The following is a 23536-nucleotide window of genomic DNA, read 5'->3' on the forward strand; positions in this document are numbered from 1 at the left end:
TGGATAATACAGAAAAACAACCAGCTGCCATAGGTTTTAGGAATAACAAAAAAGGCCTGCTGCGCCGGCAGCAGGCCTTTTCTTTAAATCATGATCTCCCTCTTCGCCAGATTCTCGTCGAAGAAGCCTTTTTTCTTTTCTGCTTTGGGAGCGGGAGCCGGGGCGGCGCTGGTGCGGATGTTCTCCACAAACAGCAGCAGCCGGTTGGTCACGTTCACGTCGCTGACCCCGCTGTCGAAGTCCAGGCTCAGCAGGTTCATGTGGGGATAAAGGGATTTGATCTTCTTTTCGATCCCCTTGGAGATGATGTGGTTGGCGATGCAGCCGAAAGGCTGGAGGCTGATCACATTCTCGATGCCGTGCTTGGCGAAGTTCACCACTTCCGCCGGCAGCAGCCACCCTTCCCCGAACTGGGCGGCCATGTTGATGATGTTCTTCCCGTCGTTGGCCAGTTCGAAAATGTCCTCGATGGGAGTGAAGTATCGGAATTCTTCCCCGATCTCGTTGAACTTCTTCACCTGCTTGTTCACCCACATGTACAGCACATCGGCGATCACATTGGGCATATGGTGCCGTTCCAGGCCGAATTTCCGGTTGGTGATCCGGTTCACGAAGGCCTGCATGAAGAAGGGTGTCAGGAGAGGCGGCATCACTTCGATGGAATGCTCCATGAGCCAGCCAGTGATGTTCTTATGGGCGAAGGCGTTGAACTTCAGGTAAATCTCCCCTACGATCCCCACCTGGGGCAGCCGCACATCCGGTTTGGCCAGGTCGTTGAATTCCGCTGCCGCTTCCTTCAGCAGCTTCAGAAGGCCGCTGGAGCTGTTGGCTTCGATTTCCTTCTTGGCCAGATCCAGGTACTTGTCCTTCAGTTCTTCTGCCTTGCCCTTTACGGTTTCCCGGACTACGGAGGCATTGAAGAACTTGGCCAGGCAGTCGGAGAACAATACGGTGGAAACGGTGATCTTGGCAATCTTCAGCCAGTTCAGTTCAAACCCCGGCTGGTCGTTCTGGATGTTCTTGCTGGTGGCCAGGGACAGCACCGGGGTGTCCTTGAACCCGGCGGCAATCAGAGCGTGCTTGATGAGCCCGAAATAGTTGGAGGCTCGGCACAGGCCGCCGGTCTGGGTAATGGCCACAGCCGTGTGGGAGGGGTCGTATTTCCCGGACTGGAGCGCCCGGATAAAGTCCCCCACCACCAGGGTGGCCGGGTAGCACACTTCGTTGTTGGCGAATTTCAGCCCCAGATCCGCACTTTGGACAGTGCTTTCCGGCAGGGTTTCCACATGGAAGCCTGCATTCTTCATCACCGAAGGGATCAGCGGGGAGATGAAGGGAGTGAAATAGGGAGCCAGGATGGTGTAGTCCCGCATGCTCTTTTCGAAGCGGGGAGGCTGTTCGAAGGGGGTGGAAGTGAATTTGGCATCCCGGTTGTACCGGATGCTTTCCACCACGGACCGGACCCGCAGTTTCAGGGAGCCGATATTGGACACATCGTCGATCTTCAGCAGGGTCAGGGCCTTCCCGTGACGCTGGAGGATGCCCCGGACTTCGTCCTGGAGGAAGGCATCCGGGCCGCAGCCGAAGGAGGTCATTTCCATAAAGTGGACGCTGTTGTCCTGACGGGCCACCCAGTCGGCAGCCTTGGAAATCCGGTTGATATAGGCCCACTGGCGGACCAGATAGGAATCATCGATGGTGATGGTGCTGTCATCCCGGACCAGGTCCTCGTTGATCACATTGATGCCCATGGCTGCAATGGATTCGCTGAGTTTGTGCTGGATCAGGGGGTCCGTATGGTAGGGACGTCCTGCCAGCAGGATGGTCAGCTGTTTATTGTCCCGGCTTTTCCGGAGAATTTCCTCATTCTTTGCCTTGATGGCCCGGCCGTATTCTTCCTGGGCCTTCAGGGCCGCCTTCAGGGCCTTGTCCGCGGTGAACCGGTCAAAGCCGATGTAGCTCAGGTATTTCCGGATCTGCTTCTTCAGCAGGGATTCATCCTGGAAGTTGATGGGCGGGGAATCAATGGGGATCTCCGTGTTCACCACGCTTTTGATCACGTCGGAATAGCCGGAGACCACCGGGCAGTTGTAGCTGTTCAGCTGCCGTTTGTCATCCTGCCGTTCGTAGATCACATAGGGCATGAAGATCCGGTTCACCCGCTTCCGGATCAGGTTGTTGATGTGGCCGTGGACCAGTTTGGCCGGGAAGCAGATGTTGTCGCTCATCACATCGTGGATCCCGCCTTCGTAGTTCTTGAAGGTGGAGGGATCGGACAGCTGGACCTTCAGGCCGCAGGTGGTGAACAGGGCATGCCAGAAGGGATAATCCTCGTAGATGTTCAGGCACCGGGGGATCCCGATGACCCGCTGGGCATCCTCGTTTACCGGACGGTCGAAGAGCAGCTTGTATTTGTAGTCGTAGATGTTTTCTCCGGGCTTGTGGTCTTCCCCGTTGTTGGTGAAGAATTTCTCACATTTGTTCCCGGAATAATAGATGCTGCCGTTGCTGAAGTTGTACTTCTTGATCAGGCAGTTGTTTTCGCAGCCGTGGCACTGGAGCTGGCTGTCAGTGTAGTTGGCCACATGGATCATGTCGTCCAGGGTGGCTTCCCCTTCCGCCCGGCTCCGGGCAAACAGGGCACAGCCGTAGGCTCCCATGATTTCCGGGATGTTGCTCCGGTGGACAGTGGTGCCGGTCAGCAGTTCGAAGGCCCGGACCACCGCATCATTCTTCATGGTGCCTCCCTGGAGGACGATGTCGTTCCCCAGGTCATGGGTGTTCTGGAGCTTCAGCACCTTGTACAGGCAGTTTTTGATCACGGAATAGGCCAGACCGGCGGAAATGTCCCCGATGGTGACCCCTTCCCGGAGGCTCTGTTTTACCTTGGAGTTCATGAACACCGTGCACCGGGTACCCAGGTCGCAGGGTTCCTTGGCTTCACAGGCCAGTTTGGCAAAGTCGCTGACGGAATAGTTCAGCCCCTTGGCGAAGGTTTCCAGGAAGGTGCCGCAGCCGGAGGAGCAGGATTCGTTCAGTTCCATCCGGTTCAGGACCCCGTGGTCCACGAAAATGGCCTTCATGTCCTGGCCCCCGATGTCCAGGATAAAGGAAACGTCCTGGTGGATTTTCCGGGCAGCCAGATAATGGGCGATGGTCTCGATGATGCCGGTCTTCAGGTCGAAGGCGGCTTTGATCAGGTCTTCCCCGTAGCCGGTGGAACAGCTGCCCAGGATCCGGGGGTTGGCTCCCACCTTCAGGCATTCTGCATAGAACGCTTCGAAGGCTTCCTGGACGGCGCCGATGGGATTCCCGTTGTTGGGCCCGTAATGGGTGTACAGGATCCGGTCTTCCGGGTCCGTAACCACCAGTTTGGTGGTGGTGGAGCCGGAGTCGATGCCCACATAGACTGCGTCAGTTTCCGGGGTGAGAGGGGTCAGCTGGATGGCGTCCGCTTCCTTGGCCTTTTTCCAGGCGGCATAGTCTTCCGGGGATTTGAAAATGGGAGGCAGCACATCATCGGACCGGACCTTTACCTTGGGGGCGCTTTCCAGTTTCTCCACCAGCTGGTCAAAGGTGATGGAAGGAGCGTCCGCCGCACTGAGGGCAGTGCCGTAGGCCGGGATCAGGTTGGCGTTGTCCGGCACCACGAAATTCACATAGGGAATCTGGAGACAGTCCATGAGAGCCTTCCGCAGAGCGGGCATAAAGGTCAAAGGACCGCCGCAGAGCAGGATCTTGGGCTCGATGGTGCAGCCGTGGCTCAGGGTGGAAATTACCTGGACCGCCACTGCATGGAAAATGGAAATGGCAATGTCTTCCCGGCTCACGTTCTTGGCCAGCAGGTTCTGGATATCCGTTTTGGCAAAAACTCCGCAGCGGGAAGCAATGTAGTGGACGTGCTGGGCCTTTTCCGCCAGCCCGTTCAGCTGTTCGATGGGAATCCCCAACAGCACAGCCATCTGATCCAGGAAGGCCCCGGTGCCGCCGGCACAGTTCCCGTTCATCCGCAGATCACAGCTGCCATCTTTTTTAATATACACGATTTTGGCGTCTTCGCCGCCGATGTCGATCAGGGTGGCCACGTCCGGATATTTGGCTTTGACGAATTTGGTGGCGGCGATGACTTCCTGTTCAAAAGGAATGTTGAATTTTTCCGCCACCCCCATGCCCACGGAACCAGTGATCTTCAGCTTCAGGCTGGCGGCTCCGATCTGGGAACGCAAAGTCTGCAGTTCTTCCCGCAAAACGCCAGCCACATTGGCCTGGTGCCGCTTGTAGCGGGAAAACACCACATGGGAATGATTGTCCAGCACGACGATTTTGCACGTGGTGGACCCGATGTCTAAACCTACACGATACGTACTCATAATGCACCTCATCTTAAAGTGTATTTAATTATAGCACAAATCCCGGAGAACTCCAGTGGTTAATCCAACATAGGGTATGTGGCAGCAGGTCCTGAATGAAACCCTTATCGCAGTGCAGAGTGAAGGGGGCAGAGGATTCCCTCCAAGCCCGGTGTTGGGGGCATAAGGCACTGAAAGGATAATTGTGATACAATGACAGAAAACAAAGAAAGGGAAGGAATCCATCATGGGAATTTCAGTAAGGAAACTTCTCCCAGTCTGCCTGGCCGCCTGGTTGCCGGCGGCTGCCGCCTGGGGATGTACCCTGTTCGGAGCTCAGGGGAGCCGGGTCTTGGGAGGGGGAAGTCTGCTTGTAAAGAATCGGGACTGGCGGCCGGAATATCAGGAAATGCGGCTGGTCCAGGGACCTTTATACCGGTATTATGGAATCTATGGGGGAGCGGAAAACCATATGGCTCTCAAAGGCGGGGTTAATGAAGCCGGCCTGGCGGTGTTCTCAGCATCTGCCAGCAGCATCCCGCGAAAGGAACGGCTGGCCATGGGGCCTTGGGGAAAGGGGGCGCTGAAAGAACTTCTGGGCAGCTGTGCCACAGTAGAAGAGGCGCTGGCCAGGGGTACGGATTTGGGAGGTCCCAAATTCCTGCTGCTGGCAGATGCTTCTGAACTGGCCTGGGTGGAAGTGGGGGATCATGACCAGGTGGCTGTGCGCCGGGTCAGCAACGGTACCCTTTCCCATACCAATTTTTATCTGAGCCCGGAGTTCCAGCGTCTGAATCTGAAAGAGGGCGTTTCGGCTCGGCACCGGTACCGCCGGATCGAAGAACTGCTGGCAAGCCAGCAGACCCCGTATGTGTTGGAAGATTTGATCCGCTTCAGCCAAGACAAGGCGGAAGGACCGGACAACAGCATCTGGCGGCTGGGCAGCCGGCCGGACGGACCTCAGACCCTTGCTGCTTTTGGGGTGTGGCTGCATCCGGGAGCCCGGCCGCATGTGTTTGTCAAGATCCGCTACAGCCCCGGAGACCAGGGAAGGGAGGATGAGTATCAGCTGGATGGAGAACATTTATTTCCCTGATCCATGGGAGAAATGCCCACAACCTGCCAAAATATGATAAAATAATACAATTACAGTGCAAATCCCAGGAGCCCGGCGGACCCGTCGGGGTTCCTGCAGAAACCGATAAAGGAAGGGCAGTATGGAACAGCAAGGACAAACTTCCGGCAACAGCAAGACGAAAAAATTTTTGAAGGGTACTTTGATTCTCACCATTTCCAGCATCGTGGTGAAGGTGATCGGGGCCCTGAACTGGGTGATCCTCTCCCGGGTCATGGGGGGCGAAGGCATTGGTCTGTACCAGATGGGCTTCCCCATTTATCTCATGGCCATCACCGTTTCTTCCGCCGGGATCCCGGTGGCCATTTCCATCATCACCGCGGAAAAAGTGGCCAAGGAGGACTATACCGGGGCCCAGCGGGTGTTCCGGGTATCCCTGCGGATGCTGTTCTGCACCGGGCTGTTCTTCTCCCTGTGCCTGCTGGTGATGGCCAGATGGCTGGTGTCTTCCGGGATCATCCCGGATCCCCGGGCCTACTATTCCATCATCGCCCTGGCACCGGCGGTGTTCTTCGTCACCTTCCTTTCCAGCTTCCGGGGGTACTTCCAGGGCTGGCAGATCATGACTCCCACCGCCTGTTCGGAAATCACCGAGCAGCTGGTCCGGGTGGTCACCATGATCGCCTTTTCCTATCTGCTGATGCCCTACGGTCTCACCTATGCGGCAGCCGGGGCCAGCATGGGGGCTGGGGCCGGGGCCCTGTGCGGCCTCCTGCTCCTCCAGGTGTTCTACCTCCGGCTGAAGCACAAATTCTTCCCCAAAGGGGAACAGAAGGTGCCGGAAGCGGAACAGGAACCGGCCGGGAAAATCATCCGCCGGCTCATCGCCCTGGCCCTGCCCGTATCCATGTCCAGCCTGATGCTGCCCATTGTGTCCAACCTGGACATGATGATCGTGCCCCGGCGGCTCATGGTGGGAGGCTGGTCCATGTCCGAAGCCACCACTCTGTTCGGGTATCTCACCGGCATGGCGGTGCCTCTCATCAACATGTCCACCATCCTGACGGCGGCTCTGTCCATCAGTCTGGTGCCTGCCATCAGTGAATCCCGGGTGCTGGAAGACAGGGAAGGGATCCGGGAAAAAGTGGCGGCGGCCTTCTCCGTGGCGGCGGTAATCACCATTCCCTGCAGCATCGGCCTTCATGTACTGGGAGGACGGGTGGCGGCCCTGATTTATAACGCCCCCAAGGCCGGGCCCTCCATTGAGACCATGAGCTGGGCCATTTTCCTCCTGGGGCTCCATCAGGTGAGCACCGGGATCCTCCAGGGGTTGGGGAAGACCAAGATCCCGGTGATCAATATGATCATTGCGGCGGCTTCCAAAGTGCTCCTGAACTGGAACCTGACCCCCACCCTGGGAATCGTGGGGTCCTCCTGGGCCACTGTGGCGGATATCGGGATCGCCGCCATCCTGAACCTTTTCTTCATTAAAAAGTACACCGGCTTCTCCCTGGAACTGAAGCAGCTGGGAAAAACCGCCCTGGCTGCCCTGGTCATGGGAGCGGCGGTGAAAGGCTTCCTGGCCCTGGTGCCCAACTGGGGTGCCTGGAGCATCTTGGGCGGCATGGCCGTAGCCATTCCCGTCTACGGCCTCCTGCTCCTGGTGCTGAAGACCATGCCCGAAGAAGAAATGAACCAGATCCCCTTCCTGGGAAGGAGAATGGTGATGGTGGGGAAGAAATTGAAGTTGTTATAAAAAAAGCTGTGAAGAAATGAGGATTCATTTCTTCACAGCTCCTTTTTTATCCCACCGGCCTTGCAAAATTCAGCGGATTCACCGGGCTTCCGTTCTGGCGCACTTCGAAATGCACGTGAGGGCCGGTGCTGTAGCCGCTGCTGCCGGCGTAGCCGATGATGTCTCCCCGGCGTACGGTCTGGCCCGGCTGGACGGCGATGGCGCTCATGTGGCCGTAGCAGGTGGTGAGCCCGTTGCCGTGATTGATGCTGACGAACCGGCCGTAGCCCCCGTTCCACTGGGCATCTTCCACCGTTCCGGCAGCGGATGCCTTGATGGGGGTGCCGTAATCCACGGCGATGTCCACCCCGGGATGGTAATCACTGCCGTTCCCGAAAGGATCTGCCCGGAGCCCGAAGAAGGAACTGATTTCTCCGCCGCTCACCGGCCAGCCGTAGGTGCCGTCCCCGGTATCCGACAGGGCCAGCAGCATGTTGGTGAGGTTTTCCTTCTTGTAGGCCAGCTTTTTCCAGTTGATTTCATCCTGGACTTCCAGTACGGAAAGCTGGTCAGCGGTGGTGGAGCCTCCCTGGCCCCCTTTGTCCAGTTCCTTGGACTTTTTGTCCACGGCATCTTCTCCGATTTTTACTCCGTCCTTGGCCAGCTTCTGACGGACGGCGTTTTCCACCTGGACCACCTGGGCCAGTTCCCGCTGGAGCTTTTCGTTGTCATCCATAAGCTTGGCCAGCCGTTCCGTATAGACCCCATAGTCCGCCCGGTAGTTGGCCAGTTCCGTCTGTTCGTCCCAGGCCTTGAACAGCAGCCCGGCACACACCGCCAGCCCCATCAGGCTGGCCAGGAAGGCACCGCAGAAGCCCACCAGCAGCTTGGGCCCTGCATGGAATTCCTGGATTTGCCCGTCTGCATCTTTCCACTGGAAAGAAAAACCGGCTCCCACCAGGTGCCCGGAAGGGAGGATCCCCTTGATTCCTTTCAATTTATCCGTCAGTTCCTTTTTCTCCATACCTGCTCCTTACAAAAAGGACGTGCCGGCGGCACGTCCTGTACAACTCTTCGATTGTTCTGCACATCTTGACTACCGGGTCAATATTTTATCGCGAAAATCCGGTGCCTTCAACCGTTTCCCCAAAAAATTTACAAATTGTTAAATCTCCGCCAACTGCTTCTTTTCCCACTCCAGCTTCCGGGTTTCCCGCTGGATGGCTTCCTGGAGGATCAGGGCGTGGCCGTATTCTTTTTCCCGGTCTTCCTGGGTGGGGAACAGCAGCTGCCAGCGGAGCCGGAGGTGGGCCAGCCGTTCTTCGTGGCGTTGGATGTCTTCCAGGAACAGCTGACGGAGCTGGGGATCTTTCCGGCTGCGGATCAGGTACAGTTTCATGGTGAATTCGTCCCGGGTGGGCATGATGCTGCCCAAAGGCTGGGCCAGCCAGTCCCGAAGCCGCTGGCGGCCGGAAGGGGCCAGGCGGTAGTATTTTTTCTGGAGCTTGGTGCCCACGGTGCCGGTATAGCTGGTGATCTGTCCACTTTCTTCCAGCTTCCGGAGTTCCGGATAGACCTGGCTGTGCCGGGCGCTCCAGAAGTCTCCCACTTCCTGGGCAAAGATCTTCCTGATGTCGTAGCCGGTGAGATCCTGCTTGGCCAAAAGGCCCAGCAGAACATACTGGAGGGTGTTTTCTTTCGTCATGGGAGGGCTCCTTTCTTCCGTTGTATTATATCATAGAAAAAAGGACATCCAGGCATATTGACAGCCTGTCTGCCAACATGCTACACTCGTGACAACCAAAATATGTAAATATTTACATGTTTTCCTTCAGCAGGAGGAAGACAGTCTGAGAGCGAGCAAGGGAGGCAGTTTTATGAAAATGAAAGGAAAAATGAGCCGGCTGGTGCTGTCCAGTCTGCTGCTGCTGGGCATGACGGGATTTTCCGGGGCAGAAGGGGCAGAGCATTATGCCAGCAAGACCCTGGAGGTGACTCCGGTGAAAACGGAAGTGAAGCAGATTTCCGGTGTGGTCTATGAACAGGTGCCCACCCGGGGCTATCCCAATGTGCCCATGGCCATGGATCTGCTCCAGCCCCAGAAAAAAGAGAAAATGCCCGCCATCGTCTTTGTAACCGGTGGGGGCTTCATCAACGCCAACCGGGACAACGGGGTCCAGCTGCGGAACTACCTGGCGGAAAAAGGCTATGTGGTAGCCAGCATTACCTACCGGGTGGCGCCCACCGCCCGGTTCCCGGAACCTCTGGAAGATGTGAAGGCATCCATCCGGTATCTTCGGGCCCATGCGGACAAATGGAACATCGACAAAAACCGGATCGGCATCGTGGGAGGCAGCGCCGGGGGTTATCTCTCCGCTTTTGCAGGGACCACCAGCGGCACCAGGACCTTTGACAAAGGAGAAAATCTCCAGGAATCCAGCCAGGTGAACTGTGCCGTGGATCTCTACGGGCTCTCCGACCTGAGTCGGGTGGGCATGGACTACAGCCCGGAAAACCAGAAGCTCCATCAGTCCGCCGGAGCCACGGAAGCCCTGTGGATCAATGGCAGCCCGGTGTTCGGCGGAAAAGACGGCGGGGTCAGCGCCGATCCCAAAGCCACGGAAGCAGCCAACCCCATTGCCTATATCGGGAAAAACAGCGCCCCCATGCTGCTGATGCACGGGACGGCGGACAAAGTGGTGTCCCCGGGCCAGACGGACCTGCTGTACCAGGCCCTGAAAGCCAAGGGAGTTCCGGCAGAACGGTATGAGATTCCGGGAGCCGCCCATGGAGGCGTGTACTGGGTTCAGGACAATGTGCTCCAGGTGATTGGAGATTTCTTTGACAAGTATCTGAAATAAAAGGAGAGAAACCATGGAAGATCAGAAAATCATGCCGGTGGTGTTTTCCGGCCATGGCAGCCCCATGATTGCCCTGGCACACAATGCAATCACGGAAGGGATGGACCGGATCGGCCGGGCCGTGGAAAAGCAGTTCGGCAAACCCAAGGCCATCCTCATGGTGTCCGCCCACTGGTACACCCACGGGACCTTCGTCCAGAGCGCCCCGGAACCCCGGCAGATCTATGATATGTACGGCTTCCCCAAGGAATTGTATGAAGTGAAGTATCCTGCCAAAGGGGATCGGGAACTGACCGGGAAGGTGCAGGAACTGCTGGGTTCCGCCGTGGCCGTCAATGACGACTGGGGCATCGATCACGGGGCCTGGACGGTGCTGGTGCATATGTTCCCCAAGGCGGATATTCCCGTGGTCCAGCTGTCCGTGGACGGGGATATTTCCCATGAGGAAGAATTTCAGCTGGGCCGGAAGCTGGCAGATCTCCGGAAACAGGGATATCTGATCCTGGGCAGCGGCAACGTGGTCCACAACCTCCGGGAAGTGGAATGGGACAACAAGGGCGGTTCTGCCGCCACTCTCCGGTTCAATGACTATATTACCGAAGCGGTGCTCCAGGGAGACACGGACAAGGTGATCGGGTTCGGATCCCATCCGGATGCGGCGTATGCCGTACCCACTCCGGACCACTACCTGCCCCTTCTGGTGTGCCTGGGAGCCGCCGGAAGCGACCGGGCCCAGGTGTTCAACAAAGTTTGCAACCTGGGATCCATGGCTATGACCGGGTATGCCTGGGGGATGGAGAAATAAAGAGAATACAGGGCTGCTGCAGGAACTGTTGCATATGCAACAGTTCCTTTTTAATTAATAAAAATTCTTAAAAATACTTGCGCTTCTGGAAGCTATATCGTATAATATGGCTAACTGTAAACGGCATAAATACAATTGAAAAAATAAAGGAGGAACAAAGATGGCTTATCAGACGATTTACCCCTATACCAATGAAGTGCTCCAGTCCTATGAAAATCTGTCCGATGCTGGGGTGGAAAAAGCCCTGGAACGGGCCTATGGACAATATCAGGCCTGGCAGCAAGACAATGATGTGGAAGGCCGGAAAGCTGTCCTGCGTCAGGTAGCCGCACTGCTCCGGAGGGATTTGGACCGGTATGCGGAAACCATGACCAAAGACATGGGCAAACTGTTTGTGGAAGCCCAGGGAGAAGTGGCCCTCTGCGCCGCCATTGCCGAATATTATGCGGACCAGGCGGATGGATTCCTGGCTCGGGAACCGGTGGAAACCCCTGCCGGCAAAGCCTATATCCTGAAACAGGCCCGAGGTGTGATCATGGCGGTGGAACCCTGGAATTTTCCCTTCTATCAGGTGATGCGGGTGTTTGCTCCCAACTTCATCATAGGGAATCCGCTGCTGCTGAAACATGCCTCCAACTGTCCTGGCTCTGCCCTGGCCTTTGAAGCCCTGGTCCGGGAAGCGGGGGCTCCGGAAGGAGCTTTCCAGAATCTGTTTGCCAGCTATGATCAGGTTTCCCGGATCATCGAGGATCCCCGGGTGGCCGGAGCCTGCCTGACAGGATCGGAACGGGGAGGTTCCTCTGTAGCAGAACATGCCGGAAAGGCCCTGAAGCCTTCCTCCCTGGAATTGGGGGGCAACGATGCCTTCATTGTCCTGGATGATGCGGATATGGACGAAGTGAAGTCCCAGCTGTTTGCCGCCCGTTTGTACAATGCAGGGCAGGTCTGTGTTTCTTCCAAACGGTTTATCGTGACGGAAAAGAACTATCACCGGTTCCTCCAGGATCTGACGGAAGTCTTTGCTTCCGCCCAATGGGGGGATCCCATGGATCCGGCTACCACGCTGGCACCTCTGTCCTCCGCCACGGCCAAGCGGGATGTGCTGGCCGCCATTGACCAGGCTGTCCAGGCCGGTGCCCGGGTGGTGTACGGGAACCAGCCTATCGAGAGCCCCGGTTATTTCGTGATGCCCACCATCCTGACCGATGTGACGAAAGACAATCCCCTCTACAACAAAGAAGTCTTCGGCCCGGTAGGTGTGGTATACAAAGTCCGGAACGAAGAGGAAGCCATTGCCTTGGCCAATGATTCCAGTTATGGACTGGGGAACACGGTGTTCAGCAGTGATATGGACCATGCAGGCCGGGTGGCGGCCCGGATCGAAACCGGTATGAGCTTCATCAATCATGGCTGGACCTCTCTGCCGGAACTGCCCTTCGGAGGCGTAAAGAATTCCGGTTACGGCCACGAACTGTCCCGGAGCGGATTCGATACCTTCGTGAATCAGCACCTGGTGTTCATTCCTCAGGCTGTATGGGAACGGCACGGGAAGTAAAAATTAAAAGGGGGTGTGATTTTTTCACACCCCCTTTTTTTACGCCCAATCCCCGTCCACGAACACGGGCACCCGGGTGCCGTCTTTCCGGATCCCGGTGATGGAAAGATCCGGGCTGCCCACCATGAAGTCCACGTGGATCATGGAATCGTTGAGGCCGGCTTTTTTCTGCTCTTCTTCGCTCATGTCCGCTCCCTTTTCCACACAGGTGGGGTAGGCATCTCCCAGGGCCAGGTGGCAGGAGGCGTTTTCGTCCAGGAGGGTTTCGTAGAAAACCCTGTCCATAAGGGAAATGGGGGAGTGGTAGGGGATGAGAGCCACTTCCCCCAGCCGGCAGGCTCCTTCGTCCATTTTCAGCAGGTCTTTCAGGATTTCTTCTCCTTTTTCTGCAGTGGCTTCCACCACTTTTCCGTTTTTAAAGGACAGCCGGAAATTTTCAATGAGATTGCCGCTGTACACCAGAGGCCGGGTGCTGCACACCACCCCGTCCACCCGGTCCGCCTGGGGAGCGGAATAGACTTCTTCCGTGGGGATGTTGGCGTTGAACAAAAAGCCCCGGCCGGTAGTTTCGGCTCCGCCCTGCCAGATGTGACGGTCTGGCAGGCCTACGGTGAGATGGGTGCCCAGGCTGTTTCTATATTCCAGGGCAGTGAACTGCTGGGCGGTCAGCCATTCCCGCCGCTGTTTCAGCTCTGCCAGATGCTTGTCCCAGTCCGCCAGCGGGTCTTCTCCCAGGCACCGGGCCGCATCCAGCAGCTGGATCCACAGCCGGTCCCTTCCTTCCTGTTCCGGCAGATCCGGATACAGCAGGCGGGCCCAAACGGTACTGGGGACGGCGGCCACCAGCCAGTTGGTCTTGGAAGCCATCATCCCGTCGGAATACTCCTTTACCGCCTGGTGGAACGCCTTCTGCCAGGCCATGATCTTGTTCCGGTCGATGCCCTTCATGGCATAGGGGTCTGCGGAGATTAGGCTCAGGAAGGCCGCTCCCTTCCGGTAGTAGTACAGGTTGAATTCGCTGCGCCAGCCCGGGACGGATTCAAACTTGTCCTGGGTTTCATATTCGTACCGGAGCCGGGTGGTGCCGTTGCAGTACCAGTTGAACACCACCTGGGAAGCACCGGCCCGGTAGGCCTCTTCCGTCAGCAGAGTGGAGAAGGAACTGGCCTCCACCGGGGCGTTGATCACCAGGATCTGGTCCTTCTGGAGGCAGATCCCTTTTTTCACCAGCACCCGGGCATACAAAGGCAGCTGCCGGGTCAGGGTTTCCTGTATATCCATGGAAAATCTCTCCTTTACTGTGTCAGTATGAATCTATTATAGCGGAAAAACAGGAATAGAGCCATGATTCCCTAAGGGAATGGAAAATAGCTCTTTTTATTCATTTTTCAGAATGATTTATCTTCCTTATAATGGAATCAGCAACGGATTCGGAATAATCTGAAAGAAAAGGACGCACGGAGCCTTTTCTGATCCAAAGGGGGAGTATCATGTCCATGTCATTTGTTGCACTGGTGTTTCTGTTCGGGGCCATTGCCCTGGGGTTCGTGAAAAAATCCAATGTGGGGCTGATCAGCCTGGGGGCTGTGCTGGTCCTGGGGAAACTGGGGAACCTGCCAGTGAAAAAACTCTACGGAGGATTTCCCGGTAAGTTGTTCCTGACCCTGCTGGGGACCATGTTCTTCTTTGCCCTGCTCCAGGAAAACGGGACCCTGGACAAGGCATCCAAGAAGCTGACCCGGCTCTGCGGCACCAAAGTGTTCCTAGTGCCCATTGTGATCTATCTGGTGAGCTTCATCCTGTCCGCCATCGGGCCTGGGGCCATCAGCGTCCAGACGGTGATGGTGCTGTTTGCAGTGCCCCTGGCCTTCCATCTGGATGCCAGTCCCATCCTGATGGGGTCCATGGCCATCCTGGGAGCGGTGGGAGGAACCGCCTCTCCCATTGCCCTCACCGGGATCATTGTGGGGGATCTGCTTGGCCAGATGAAGATCCCCATGCCGGGGATGGCTATCTTTGCCGGAGTCACTGCCGCCAATGCCCTGTGCGCCCTGGTGACCTATCTGGTGTTCAAAGGGTGGAAGCTCCGGGGGCAGCCGGTCCAGCGTGACCCGGAACCCATTGTCTTTGACGGACAGCAGAAACTGAGCCTGGGTCTGATCGTAGCCCTGTTCGTTTCCGTGGTGGGCTTTTCCCAGGATGTGGGGTTGGTATGCTTCCTGCTGGCCCTGGTCCTGCTGTTTACCGGGAAAGTGGATGAAAAGAAAGCGGTGAAAAGCCTGCCCTGGAACACCCTGATCCTGATCTGCGGCATCAGTGTTCTGATGAATGCCGTGAAGCTCCTAGGAGGCATCAATCTGCTGGCCAAGGGACTGGCTTCTTTCATGAGTCCGGCTACCGCCCCGGCTCTCATGGGGCTTACGGGAGGCATCATGTCCTGGTTCTCCAGCGCCAACGGGGTGGTGTTTCCTACCCTGATCCCCACCGTGCCCCAAGTGGCGGCCAATGTAGGAGGCGCCTCCCTGATCCAGATGGTGGCAGCCATTGTGTGTTCGGCTACGGTGGCGGGAATCAGTCCCATGTCCACCGGGGGCTCCCTGGTGATGGCCAGCTGCGCCCAGGAAAAAAGCGGGAAAGAAAATGATTCGTCTTTATTTGCCAAACTGTTCGGGGTGTCTGCCATGTGTGTGGCCATTATTTTCCTGTTCACCCTGGCCGGTGGTTTGTCCTTTTTACAATGATGGAGGAGGCATAGTATGTTTGCATATATCGGATCCAGAACTACCAAAGAAAGAAAAGCCCTGGGAGAAGGAATCACCGTGTACCGCCGGGAGAAGGCAGTCTGGGAAAAGATCCAGACCCTGTCCTGCGGCCCCAATCCGTCCTACCTGTGCCTGAATGAAAAACAGGACCGGCTTTATGCGGTCCATGGAGATTACAGTGAAGTCACTGCCTTCCAGGTGGGAAAAGAAGGGCACCTGACGGAGCTGAATTCTGTTTCTACCTATGGTACCAACCCGGTCCACCTGGTGGTAAGCCCCAACGGCCAAAGTCTGTATGTGGCCAACCTGGAAACGGGCAGCCTCACCCAACTGGCCTTGGAACAGGACGGGAGCCTGGGCCAGGTCCGGCAGGTGCTGTTCGTTTCCGGTGAGCCCGGCCATGGGTACATTTCCCATCCCCACCAGGTATGTCTCCATCCGGACGGAAAGTGGCTGCTGGTACCCTGCCAGGGCCGGGACCACGGGGTGGGAAAGGTGGAAGTCTATGCCATCGATCCTCAGGACAACCATCTGAAGGAAGCTTTTGTGTGGACGGCCCGGAAAGGAGCGGAACCCCGGCATGTGGCCATCCATCCCAACGGGAAATGGGTGTATCTGGTGAACGAAAAGGACAGCACTGCCATTTTCTTCCATTTCGATGAAACAACCGGGACCCTGGAACCCCGGCAGATGGTCACCACCCTGCCCGATGACTATTTCGGGCCTGGCTGGGCCAGCGGCATCGTTATGGGCACGGAAGGGAAGGCCGTGTATGTGTCCAACCGGACCCATGATTCGGTGACGGTGCTTGCCATCGATCCGGAAACAGGCCGGCTGTCCTTCCGGCAGAACCTGCCCACGGAAGGGAAACAGCCCCGGTTTCTGGACCTGGAACCGGGAGAAAAACGCCTGGTGGCTGCCAACGAACTGACCCACACCCTTACGGTTTTCCAGATCCAGGAAGACGGGACCCTGGAACGGGAAGAAAAACAGATCAACGCCGGGTCGCCGGTATGTGTAGTGTGGAAAGAATAGGAAAGGGGGCTGTTGCTCATGCAACAGCCCCTTTCAATCTCTCCAGAAAGATCTTCACCTGGGGCAGCTGGGCGTATTCTTCCCGGTACAGGGCGAAGGTGGAACGGGTGAAGGGGGTACCGTCCTGGAAGGTGAGGGGCTGGCACACCAGGTCTTCCCGGTCCTTCAGGCAGATTTTCGGCAGTACGGACCACCCGATGCCGTTGGTGATCATGGAAAGACAGGTGGAAATGTCGTTGACCTGGATGGAGGAGGCGGCTTCCGTAATGTGCTGTTCCAGTTTCCATCGCTGGATCCGGGACATGAAAGGCTTGTCGGACTGCCGGTGGATGTAGGGGAGCCGGGACAGGGCCATGCCCTCATTGGCCCGGCTGGTTACCGCATAGACCCGTTCCCGGGACAGCAGCAGGCTTTCTCCCGCCCAGGGAAAATTCCCCCGGAGCACCGCCATGGACAGCCGGTTTTCCTGGAGCTTGGTGAACAGGTCCAGGCTTTGGCCAGTGGTCACGTCGATGCGGACTTCCGGATAGTCGGTCATGTACTGCTTCAGGAGGGGGGGCAGGGTGTACCGGGCATAGTTTACGGAAACACCGAATTTCAGATGGCCGGCGATTCGGCCCTGGGCATACTGGGACAGGGTCTTCAGACGCTGGAGGGATTCCTGGAGCCGTCCCATTTCTTCCCCGATGGCATCGGCAGAAGGCGCCGGGATCAGTCCCTTGACGGAACGGAGGAAAAGAGGGGCCCCCAGTTCCTCTTCCAGTTTGTGGAGCCGCTTGGTAATGGCACTCTGGGTCATGTACAGGGCTTGGGCGGTTTTGGTCACGTTCCGGGTTTCCATAAGGCTCTGGAAAATCTGGATATCCCGTTCATCCATCTAAAAGACTCCCTTCTATATTCCAAATAGGAATGATATTTAAGCATATTCTATCATTTTTCATAATGGAAAGAAAGGGCTATACTGGAGACAACAAGAACAGAGAATGGCTCACAGGTCAGAAGGAGGAAATACCATGAATCAGAAACAGCGGAAGTTCCCTTGCGTATACATGCGGGGCGGCACCAGCAAGGCGGTCTTTTTCCACAAGGAGGATCTGCCGGCGGATGAAAAACAGTGGCCGGAAATCTTCCTGAAGGTGATGGGGACCCCGGATGTGAAGCAGATCGACGGTATGGGAGGCACGGTAAGCTCCACTTCCAAAGTGGCGGTGATCAGCAGGTCCGCCCGTCCCGGCATCGATGTGGACTACCACTTCTACCAGGTGGATATTGTGATCCCCCGGGTGGATGATTCCGCCAACTGCGGGAACATTTCCTCCGCGGTGGGGCCCTACGCCATTGATGAAGGGCTGGTGGAACCGGTGGAAGGGATCACCAGAGTCCGGGTCTACAATGTGAATACAAACAAGGTCATTGAAGAACACGTCCGGGTCCAGGACGGGAAAGCCTGTGTCAACGGGGATGCCCAAATCCAGGGGGTGCCGGGCACCGGGTCCCGGATCGACATGTATTTCGAAGATCCCGCCGGAGCCAAGACCGGGAAACTGTTCCCCACCGGACAGAAAAAGGAAACCATCGACGTGCCCGGATACGGACCGGCGGAAGTGACCATGATCGACTGCTCCAACCCGGTGGTCTTCATCAAGGCCAAAGACCTGGGCATCACCGGAACGGAACTGACGGAACTGAACCAGAACCGGGACGTGATGGAACACATCGAGCGGATCCGGGGCATCACCGCTCAGAAATTCGGGTTTGTGGATGACTTCATGAAGGCCCGGACGGAATCCACTTCCGCTCCCAAGGTGGCCATTGTCAGTCCGGCCCAGGATTACAAAAACATGGACGGAAATGTGGTAAAGGCCGGTGACATGGACCTGTGCGTCCGGGCTATTTCCGTGGGAGCCCTCCACAAGGCCTATCCCATGACCGTGGCTGTGGCCACCGGGGCGGCTGCCAAGATCCCCGGGACCATTGTCAGTGACATCCTGGGAGAGCATAACAGCGACTGTGTCCGGCTGGGCCACTCCAGCGGGGTCACCGATGTGCTGATGAAGATGGACGGAGAAAAAGTGCTCCAGGGCGGCGTGGTCCGTACAGCCCGCCGGATCATGGATGGATTTGTATATATCCGCTGAGGGAAAAAAGGAGAAGAATCATGATTCAGTGTGTAAATGAAGCCTATTATGCCCTGGACGGGGGCAAAACCTTTGTACCGGCCAAGGACCATCCGGAATGGGACCCGGAAGCCGGCCGGAAGAACACCATTGCGTACCAGATCATCGCCCGCCACAACACCAGCGGAGATCCGGCCAACCTGCAGCTGAAGTTCGACGCCATCGGGGTCTATGACAATACCTATGTGGGCATCATGCAGACCGCCTGCGCTTCCGGACTGAAAAAGTTTCCAGTTCCAACGGTGTTCACCAACTGTCACAACTGTCTGTGCGCCGTAGGGGGTACCATCAACTCCGACGTGCACAAATATGCGGAAACCATCTGCAAAAAATACGGGGGCATCTTCGTACCGCCCCATGAAGCGGTGATCCATTCCTACATGCGGGAAATGATCGTCAAAGGCGGCAGCATGGCCATCGTTTCCGACTCCCACACCCGGTACGGCAGCCAGGGCTGCCTGGCCATCGGGGAAGGGGGCCCGGAAGTGGCCAAAGCCATGCTGGACAAGACCTATGAACTGAAATATCCCCAGGTGGTGGGGGTGTATCTTACCGGGTCTCCCAAAGCCTGGGTGGGGCCCATGGATGTGGCCCTGACTCTCATCGGTGCCGTGTTCAAGAACGGCTTTGTGAAGAATAAAATCCTGGAATTCGTGGGCCCCGGGGTCCATTCCCTGTCCATGGATTTCCGGAACGGCATCGATACCATGACCACGGAATCCGCCTGCCTCACTTCCATCTGGGAAACCGATGATACGGTCCGGGAAGATTACCGGATCCATGACCGGGAAGGGGATTACAAGCATCTGGCTCCCAAAGACAAGGCCCTTTACGACAGCTTCATCCACATCGACCTGGATACGGTGGAGCCCATGATCGCCCTGCCCTACCATCCTTCCAACGCCTTTCCCCTGAAGGATGTGATTGCCAACCCGGAAAAATACATGAAATATGTGGAAGACAATGCCAGGACCGTCTTTGAAAACAACCCGGACATCCATCCGGATATGATGAGCAAGATCCAGAAGAACGGCCGGATCCTGGTGGATCAGGCAGCCATTGCCGGCTGTGCCGCCGGCTCCTTTGAAAACATTGCCTATGTGGACCAGGTGGCCAAAGCGGAAAACCGGGGCCTGGGCATGTTCCCTCTGAATATCTACCCGGCTTCCCAGCCGGTGCTCACGGAACTGAACCGGGACGGGATCACCAATGACCTGATGACCGAAGGAGTCCGGATCAAGACGGCTTTCTGCGGCCCCTGCTTCGGCGCCAGCGACTGTCCGGAAAACAATGCCTTCGTCCTGCGCCATTCCACCCGGAACTACCCTAACCGGGAAGGGTCCAAGCCCAACATGGGCCAGGTGGCTTCTGCCGCCCTTATGGACTCCAAGTCCATTGCTGCCACGGCCTTCAACGGCGGGTACCTGACTTCTGCGGAGGAAATCGGGGATGTGTTCAAACCGGAAGAACTGCCGGCCTTCACCTTCAACAAAAAGATTTACGACAATGTGGTGTACAACGGTTTCGGCAAAGCCCAGCCGGAGACGGAAATCGTCTACGGGCCCTTCATCAAGGACTGGCCGGCCATGGAACATCTCACCGACAACCTGCTGCTTCAGGTGGCTTCGGTGATCCGGGACGAAGTGACCACCACTGATGAACTGATCCCTTCCGGGGAAACCGCTTCCTACCGGTCCAACCCCTTTAAGATCTCTGAATTCACCCTGCTGCGGAAGGATCCGAAATACGTAGGCCGGGCCAAGGCTGCCCAGGCTTATGAAAAGGCCCGTCTGGCCGGAGACCGGAAGACGGCGGAAGGATTCTATGCACCGCTGAAACAGGTGGGCATTGACGTGGACAAAGACCTGGATACCCTGATGAAAACCACCGGCATCGGTTCCGTGCTCTATGCCAAACGGCCCGGAGACGGTTCCGCCCGTGAATATGCCGCTTCCTGCCAGAAGGTGCTGGGGGGACTGGCCAACATCTGCATCGAATATGCTACCAAACGGTACCGGAGCAACTGCGTGAACTGGGGGATGCTGCCTTTCACCCATCCGGACCAGGAAATCAACCTGAAAGTGGGAGAATTCCTCTGGCTGCCCAACATCCGTCAGGTGGTGGCGGAAAACAGGGGAGGCATCGATGCCACGGTGATCGGCACCGACGGCAGCACCCGGACCCTCCACCTGGATCTGAAAATCCTCAACGATACGGAACGGAAGACCCTGCTGGCCGGTTCCATGATCAATCTGTTCAAAGAAAGCTGAGGCAGGACAATGGAAAACAAGGTGCTGGCAGCACCTCTGGGGAGGCTGGCCCAATTTGCGGCCGGCCTTTCCTGGGATACGCTGCCGGAAACAGTCCAAAAAGCAGCGGTCTGCCGGGCCCTGGATCTGATCAGCGCCGCCATGGGAGCAGTGGGGGACCTCCTGGTGGAACAGATGAAACAGGCTCTCCAGACGCTGGATCCCCAGAACCGGACCCAGGGAGTGACCCTGTGGGGACAGCCTCTGGAACAAAAATGGTCCGTGACCGATGGCGCCATGCTCAATGCCATGCTGGCCCATACCCTGGAACTGGATGATGTGCATCCGGCGTCCAAAACCCATATTTCCGCCAGTATGATCCCGGCGGCCTGGTGCCTGGGACAGCAGCTGGGCAGCACGGGAAAAGAGTTCCTGACGGCCCTGGTGGCCGGATATGAAGTGGCCCACCGGGTGGGCATGGCCCTGGATGTGGCGGCCCACCGGAAACGGGGCTGGCATGCCACGGCCACCTGCGGCACTTTCGGGGCGGCCGCCGCCTGCAGCCGTCTTTTAGGTCTCAACGGAGAAGGCACCGCCAGTGCCCTGGGTCTGGCCGGGTCCCAGACCACCGGGGTGTGGGCCTTCCTGGGAGACGGGACCAATTCTAAAGTGCTGAATCCCGGTCAGGCGGCCATGACTGGCATCCGGTGCACTTTTCTGGCCCGGTACGGTATGTGGGGCCCCATCCATATCCTGGAAGGGGAAGACGGAGGTCTGTTCCAGGCCATGAGCGACGGGGGCCATGTGGAAAAACTCACGGAGGGGTTGGGGACCCGCTGGGAGATCCTCAATATGGATATGAAGCCCTACCCTTGCTGCCGCAGTGCCCACGCCGGCATCGACGGAGCTCTGTCTCTGCGGAAGGCCATCTTGGGAGAAGGGATGCTGCTCTTTGAGGATGCTGCGGAACAGATTCTGGGACAGGTGGAAAGTGTGGAGGCAGGAACCTATAAGATCGGCTACCAGCAGTGTGCCGTCAGCGAAGGGTGCCTCCATCCCCGGACGCCCCTGGACGCCAAGTTTTCCCTGCCTTACGGTCTGGCCTGCAGCCTGCTGTACGGCAAAGTGGATCAAAGCATGTTTGCCCCGGACAAAGTGAAGGATCCGACCATCCGGGCCCTGATCCAGCGGATCACCGTCCGGGAGGATCCGGAACTGACCGCAGCCTATCCCGGCCACTGGAGCTGCCGGGTGAAGATCCGTCTGAAGGACGGACGGGAGCTGGAACAGTTCATCGAAGACCCCACCGGGTCCTACCGGAAACCCCTGCCCCAGGAAGCCCTGCTGAACAAGGCGGAAGGCCTGCTGGAACATGTTTATCCCCACCAGGGACGGCGGGTGGCCATCAAACTGCTCCATCTGGGAGAAATGGAACGGCTGCCGGAGATATAAAAAAGCGTGTCAACGGTCAACTGCCGAAGGAGGCCAGCTTCGCTGGCTTTGATTATAAGGAGGAATACAGCATGGAACATATGGACGAAATGGGATATGAAGAACAGGTCCGGGAAGAAACCATCCGGAAGGCCATGGAGAGATTCGGGGCTCTGATCCGGGAGGATTTCAAGCGGATCGACGGTATGAAACAGGCCCCTGGCCGGAAGGACTTCAAGAAGCTGGATCACATCACCGTAGGGATCCTGCCCGGGGACGGGATCGGGCCGTACATCATGGAACAGGCCCTGCGGGTGGCAAAATACCTGCTGCAGGAAGAAGTGGCTTCCGGGAAGGTGGAATTCCGGACCATCCCCGGCATGACCATCGAGGAACGGGCCCAAAAGAACGAAAGCCTGCCGGCGGAAGTGCTGGAAGCCTGCAAGGCCTGCGATGTGCTGGTGAAGGGACCCTTTGTGACCCCCCGGGCGGGGGATCCCTGGCCCAACCTGGTCAGCGCCAACAGCCTGCTCCGCCGGGCCCTCCAGCTGTATGCGGCGGTGCGGCCGGTACGGATTCCGGAAAAGGGCATCGACTGGACCTTCTTCCGGGAAAACATCGAAGGGGAATACATCTGGGGGAACAAGGGCATCCAGGTGAATGAGGATCTGGCAGTTGACTTCAAGGTACTGACCCGTCCGGGCGCGGAACGGATCTGCCGGGCCGCCTTCGAATTCGCCAGGAACAACGGGAAGACCAACGTGACCGTGGTCACCAAGGCCAACATCGTGAAACTGGTGGACGGGAACTTCCTGAAGACCGCCCATGCCCTGGAAAAAGAGTACCCCGGGATCACCGTCCGGGAAGAACTGGTGGACGCCATGGCCGCCAAGATCACGGATCCGGAATTCACCAAAGGAATGGAGGTGTTCCTGCTGCCCAACCTGTACGGGGATATTGTGACGGATGTGGCGGCAGAATACCAGGGAGGCCTGGGCACCGCCAGCAGTTCCAACATCGGGGACCAGTATGCCCTGTTCGAAGCCATCCACGGGGTGGGGAACTTCCTGGTCCAGCACCACCGGGCCCAATATGCAGACCCCTGCAGCCTGATCCGGGCCATGGGAGAAATGATCAGCCACATCGGGTATGCGGACAAGAAGGAAAAGCTGGTGAAGGCCCTGGACATCTGCACCCGGACAGAACGGAAAGTGGTGATCACTACCGACAAAGACGGAGCCACGGCAGAAGAGTTCACGGATTATCTGCTGGAGACGTTGAAGCGTGAAGCGTGAAGAGTGAAGAGTGAAGAGTGAAGAGTGAAGAAAACGGGAAGCGAACTGACTTGTAAGTCAGCTGCTTCCCGTTTTCTTGCTATATTATTGTTTCATATGAAACGAATCTTCAAAGAACGGAACAAAGTCAGGAAAAACTCTTAAATTTCCACAAAGTTTATGTTACAAAAATAGATACAGTATAGTATAATGGGTCTATAGTATACC

Annotated in this window: 16 protein-coding genes; 11 read left to right on the forward strand and 5 right to left on the reverse strand. The window is 57.2% G+C overall.

Annotated features, from left to right (window positions below):
• Positions 1-83: 83 nt before the first annotated feature.
• Entirely contained in the window at positions 84-4370 is a 4287-nt protein-coding gene (locus tag QVO43_RS07780) for an acyl-CoA dehydratase activase-related protein (protein ID WP_022487967.1), read from the reverse strand.
• A gap of 331 nt (positions 4371-4701) precedes the next feature.
• Here QVO43_RS07780 and QVO43_RS07785 point away from each other — a divergent pair, with 331 nt between their 5' ends.
• Together QVO43_RS07785 and QVO43_RS07790 are read left to right on the forward strand one after the other, a co-directional pair.
• Positions 4702-5445, forward strand: coding sequence for a carcinine hydrolase/isopenicillin-N N-acyltransferase family protein (locus QVO43_RS07785; protein ID WP_288174760.1), 744 nt, complete (start codon positions 4702-4704; stop codon positions 5443-5445).
• Between the two features lie 121 nt (positions 5446-5566).
• Positions 5567-7180: a putative polysaccharide biosynthesis protein gene (locus tag QVO43_RS07790; RefSeq protein WP_022487969.1), complete on the forward strand. Its 1614-nt coding sequence runs from the start codon at positions 5567-5569 to the stop codon at positions 7178-7180.
• Between the two features lie 46 nt (positions 7181-7226).
• On the opposite strand, the gene QVO43_RS07795 is transcribed toward QVO43_RS07790, so the two are convergent.
• Positions 7227-8183 (reverse strand): M23 family metallopeptidase, encoded by a 957-nt coding sequence (locus QVO43_RS07795; protein WP_022487970.1) that lies wholly within the window; start codon positions 8181-8183, stop codon positions 7227-7229.
• Between the two features lie 141 nt (positions 8184-8324).
• On the reverse strand, positions 8325-8864 hold the full coding sequence (locus QVO43_RS07800; RefSeq protein ID WP_022487971.1) for a PadR family transcriptional regulator: 540 nt from the start codon (positions 8862-8864) through the stop codon (positions 8325-8327).
• Between the two features lie 172 nt (positions 8865-9036).
• Here QVO43_RS07800 and QVO43_RS07805 point away from each other — a divergent pair, with 172 nt between their 5' ends.
• The 3 genes from QVO43_RS07805 to QVO43_RS07815 all read left to right on the forward strand — a co-directional run bounded on the left by QVO43_RS07805 (position 9037) and on the right by QVO43_RS07815 (position 12380).
• Positions 9037-10020, forward strand: coding sequence for an alpha/beta hydrolase (locus tag QVO43_RS07805; RefSeq protein WP_022487972.1), 984 nt, complete (start codon positions 9037-9039; stop codon positions 10018-10020).
• A 13-nt stretch (positions 10021-10033) separates the two neighbouring features.
• Positions 10034-10825 (forward strand): 4,5-DOPA dioxygenase extradiol, encoded by a 792-nt coding sequence (ygiD, locus tag QVO43_RS07810; RefSeq protein ID WP_022487973.1) that lies wholly within the window; start codon positions 10034-10036, stop codon positions 10823-10825.
• Positions 10826-10985: 160 nt separating this feature from the next.
• Entirely contained in the window at positions 10986-12380 is a 1395-nt protein-coding gene (locus QVO43_RS07815; protein ID WP_022487974.1) for an NAD-dependent succinate-semialdehyde dehydrogenase, read from the forward strand.
• A gap of 39 nt (positions 12381-12419) precedes the next feature.
• Here the strand turns inward: QVO43_RS07815 and QVO43_RS07820 are convergent, their stop codons facing one another.
• Positions 12420-13661, reverse strand: a complete 1242-nt coding sequence (locus tag QVO43_RS07820; protein WP_022487975.1) for an aminopeptidase — start codon at positions 13659-13661, stop codon at positions 12420-12422.
• A 215-nt stretch (positions 13662-13876) separates the two neighbouring features.
• Between QVO43_RS07820 and QVO43_RS07825 the strand changes: the two genes are divergently transcribed.
• A complete protein-coding gene (locus tag QVO43_RS07825) occupies positions 13877-15121 on the forward strand; it encodes an SLC13 family permease (protein ID WP_288174762.1) in 1245 nt (414 codons plus the stop codon).
• A gap of 15 nt (positions 15122-15136) precedes the next feature.
• Positions 15137-16177 (forward strand): lactonase family protein, encoded by a 1041-nt coding sequence (locus tag QVO43_RS07830; RefSeq protein WP_022487977.1) that lies wholly within the window; start codon positions 15137-15139, stop codon positions 16175-16177.
• A gap of 16 nt (positions 16178-16193) precedes the next feature.
• On the opposite strand, the gene QVO43_RS07835 is transcribed toward QVO43_RS07830, so the two are convergent.
• Entirely contained in the window at positions 16194-17054 is an 861-nt protein-coding gene (locus tag QVO43_RS07835) for a LysR family transcriptional regulator (RefSeq protein ID WP_022487978.1), read from the reverse strand.
• A 136-nt stretch (positions 17055-17190) separates the two neighbouring features.
• Between QVO43_RS07835 and QVO43_RS07840 the strand changes: the two genes are divergently transcribed.
• The 4 genes from QVO43_RS07840 (at position 17191) to QVO43_RS07855 (ending at position 23329) form a co-directional block, all read left to right on the forward strand.
• Positions 17191-18315, forward strand: coding sequence for a 2-methylaconitate cis-trans isomerase PrpF family protein (locus tag QVO43_RS07840; RefSeq protein WP_022487979.1), 1125 nt, complete (start codon positions 17191-17193; stop codon positions 18313-18315).
• Between the two features lie 20 nt (positions 18316-18335).
• Positions 18336-20624 carry a hydratase gene (locus tag QVO43_RS07845; protein WP_022487980.1) on the forward strand — a complete coding sequence of 763 codons (2289 nt, stop codon included), beginning with the start codon at positions 18336-18338 and terminating at the stop codon, positions 20622-20624.
• A gap of 9 nt (positions 20625-20633) precedes the next feature.
• Positions 20634-22055: an MmgE/PrpD family protein gene (locus QVO43_RS07850; RefSeq protein WP_022487981.1), complete on the forward strand. Its 1422-nt coding sequence runs from the start codon at positions 20634-20636 to the stop codon at positions 22053-22055.
• 80 nt (positions 22056-22135) lie between these two features.
• Positions 22136-23329, forward strand: coding sequence for an isocitrate/isopropylmalate family dehydrogenase (locus tag QVO43_RS07855; RefSeq protein ID WP_441293927.1), 1194 nt, complete (start codon positions 22136-22138; stop codon positions 23327-23329).
• Positions 23330-23536 lie beyond the last annotated feature (207 nt).

It is taken from the genome of Acidaminococcus sp. CAG:542, from assembly GCF_000437815.1.
Classification (GTDB): domain Bacteria; phylum Bacillota; class Negativicutes; order Acidaminococcales; family Acidaminococcaceae; genus Acidaminococcus.

Bases quoted from the DNA above. Each gene is read 5' to 3' on its own strand.
- QVO43_RS07780 (WP_022487967.1), bottom strand. From the start codon at position 4,370: ATGAGTACGTATCGTGTAGGTTTAGACATCGGGTCCACCACGTGCAAA.
- QVO43_RS07790 (WP_022487969.1), top strand. From the start codon at position 5,567: ATGGAACAGCAAGGACAAACTTCCGGCAACAGCAAGACGAAAAAATTT.
- QVO43_RS07795 (WP_022487970.1), bottom strand. From the start codon at position 8,183: ATGGAGAAAAAGGAACTGACGGATAAATTGAAAGGAATCAAGGGGATC.
- QVO43_RS07800 (WP_022487971.1), bottom strand. From the start codon at position 8,864: ATGACGAAAGAAAACACCCTCCAGTATGTTCTGCTGGGCCTTTTGGCC.
- QVO43_RS07805 (WP_022487972.1), top strand. From the start codon at position 9,037: ATGAAAATGAAAGGAAAAATGAGCCGGCTGGTGCTGTCCAGTCTGCTG.
- ygiD (WP_022487973.1), top strand. From the start codon at position 10,034: ATGGAAGATCAGAAAATCATGCCGGTGGTGTTTTCCGGCCATGGCAGC.
- QVO43_RS07815 (WP_022487974.1), top strand. From the start codon at position 10,986: ATGGCTTATCAGACGATTTACCCCTATACCAATGAAGTGCTCCAGTCC.
- QVO43_RS07820 (WP_022487975.1), bottom strand. From the start codon at position 13,661: ATGGATATACAGGAAACCCTGACCCGGCAGCTGCCTTTGTATGCCCGG.
- QVO43_RS07825 (WP_288174762.1), top strand. From the start codon at position 13,877: ATGTCATTTGTTGCACTGGTGTTTCTGTTCGGGGCCATTGCCCTGGGG.
- QVO43_RS07830 (WP_022487977.1), top strand. From the start codon at position 15,137: ATGTTTGCATATATCGGATCCAGAACTACCAAAGAAAGAAAAGCCCTG.
- QVO43_RS07835 (WP_022487978.1), bottom strand. From the start codon at position 17,054: ATGGATGAACGGGATATCCAGATTTTCCAGAGCCTTATGGAAACCCGG.
- QVO43_RS07840 (WP_022487979.1), top strand. From the start codon at position 17,191: ATGAATCAGAAACAGCGGAAGTTCCCTTGCGTATACATGCGGGGCGGC.
- QVO43_RS07845 (WP_022487980.1), top strand. From the start codon at position 18,336: ATGATTCAGTGTGTAAATGAAGCCTATTATGCCCTGGACGGGGGCAAA.
- QVO43_RS07850 (WP_022487981.1), top strand. From the start codon at position 20,634: ATGGAAAACAAGGTGCTGGCAGCACCTCTGGGGAGGCTGGCCCAATTT.
- QVO43_RS07855 (WP_441293927.1), top strand. From the start codon at position 22,136: ATGGACGAAATGGGATATGAAGAACAGGTCCGGGAAGAAACCATCCGG.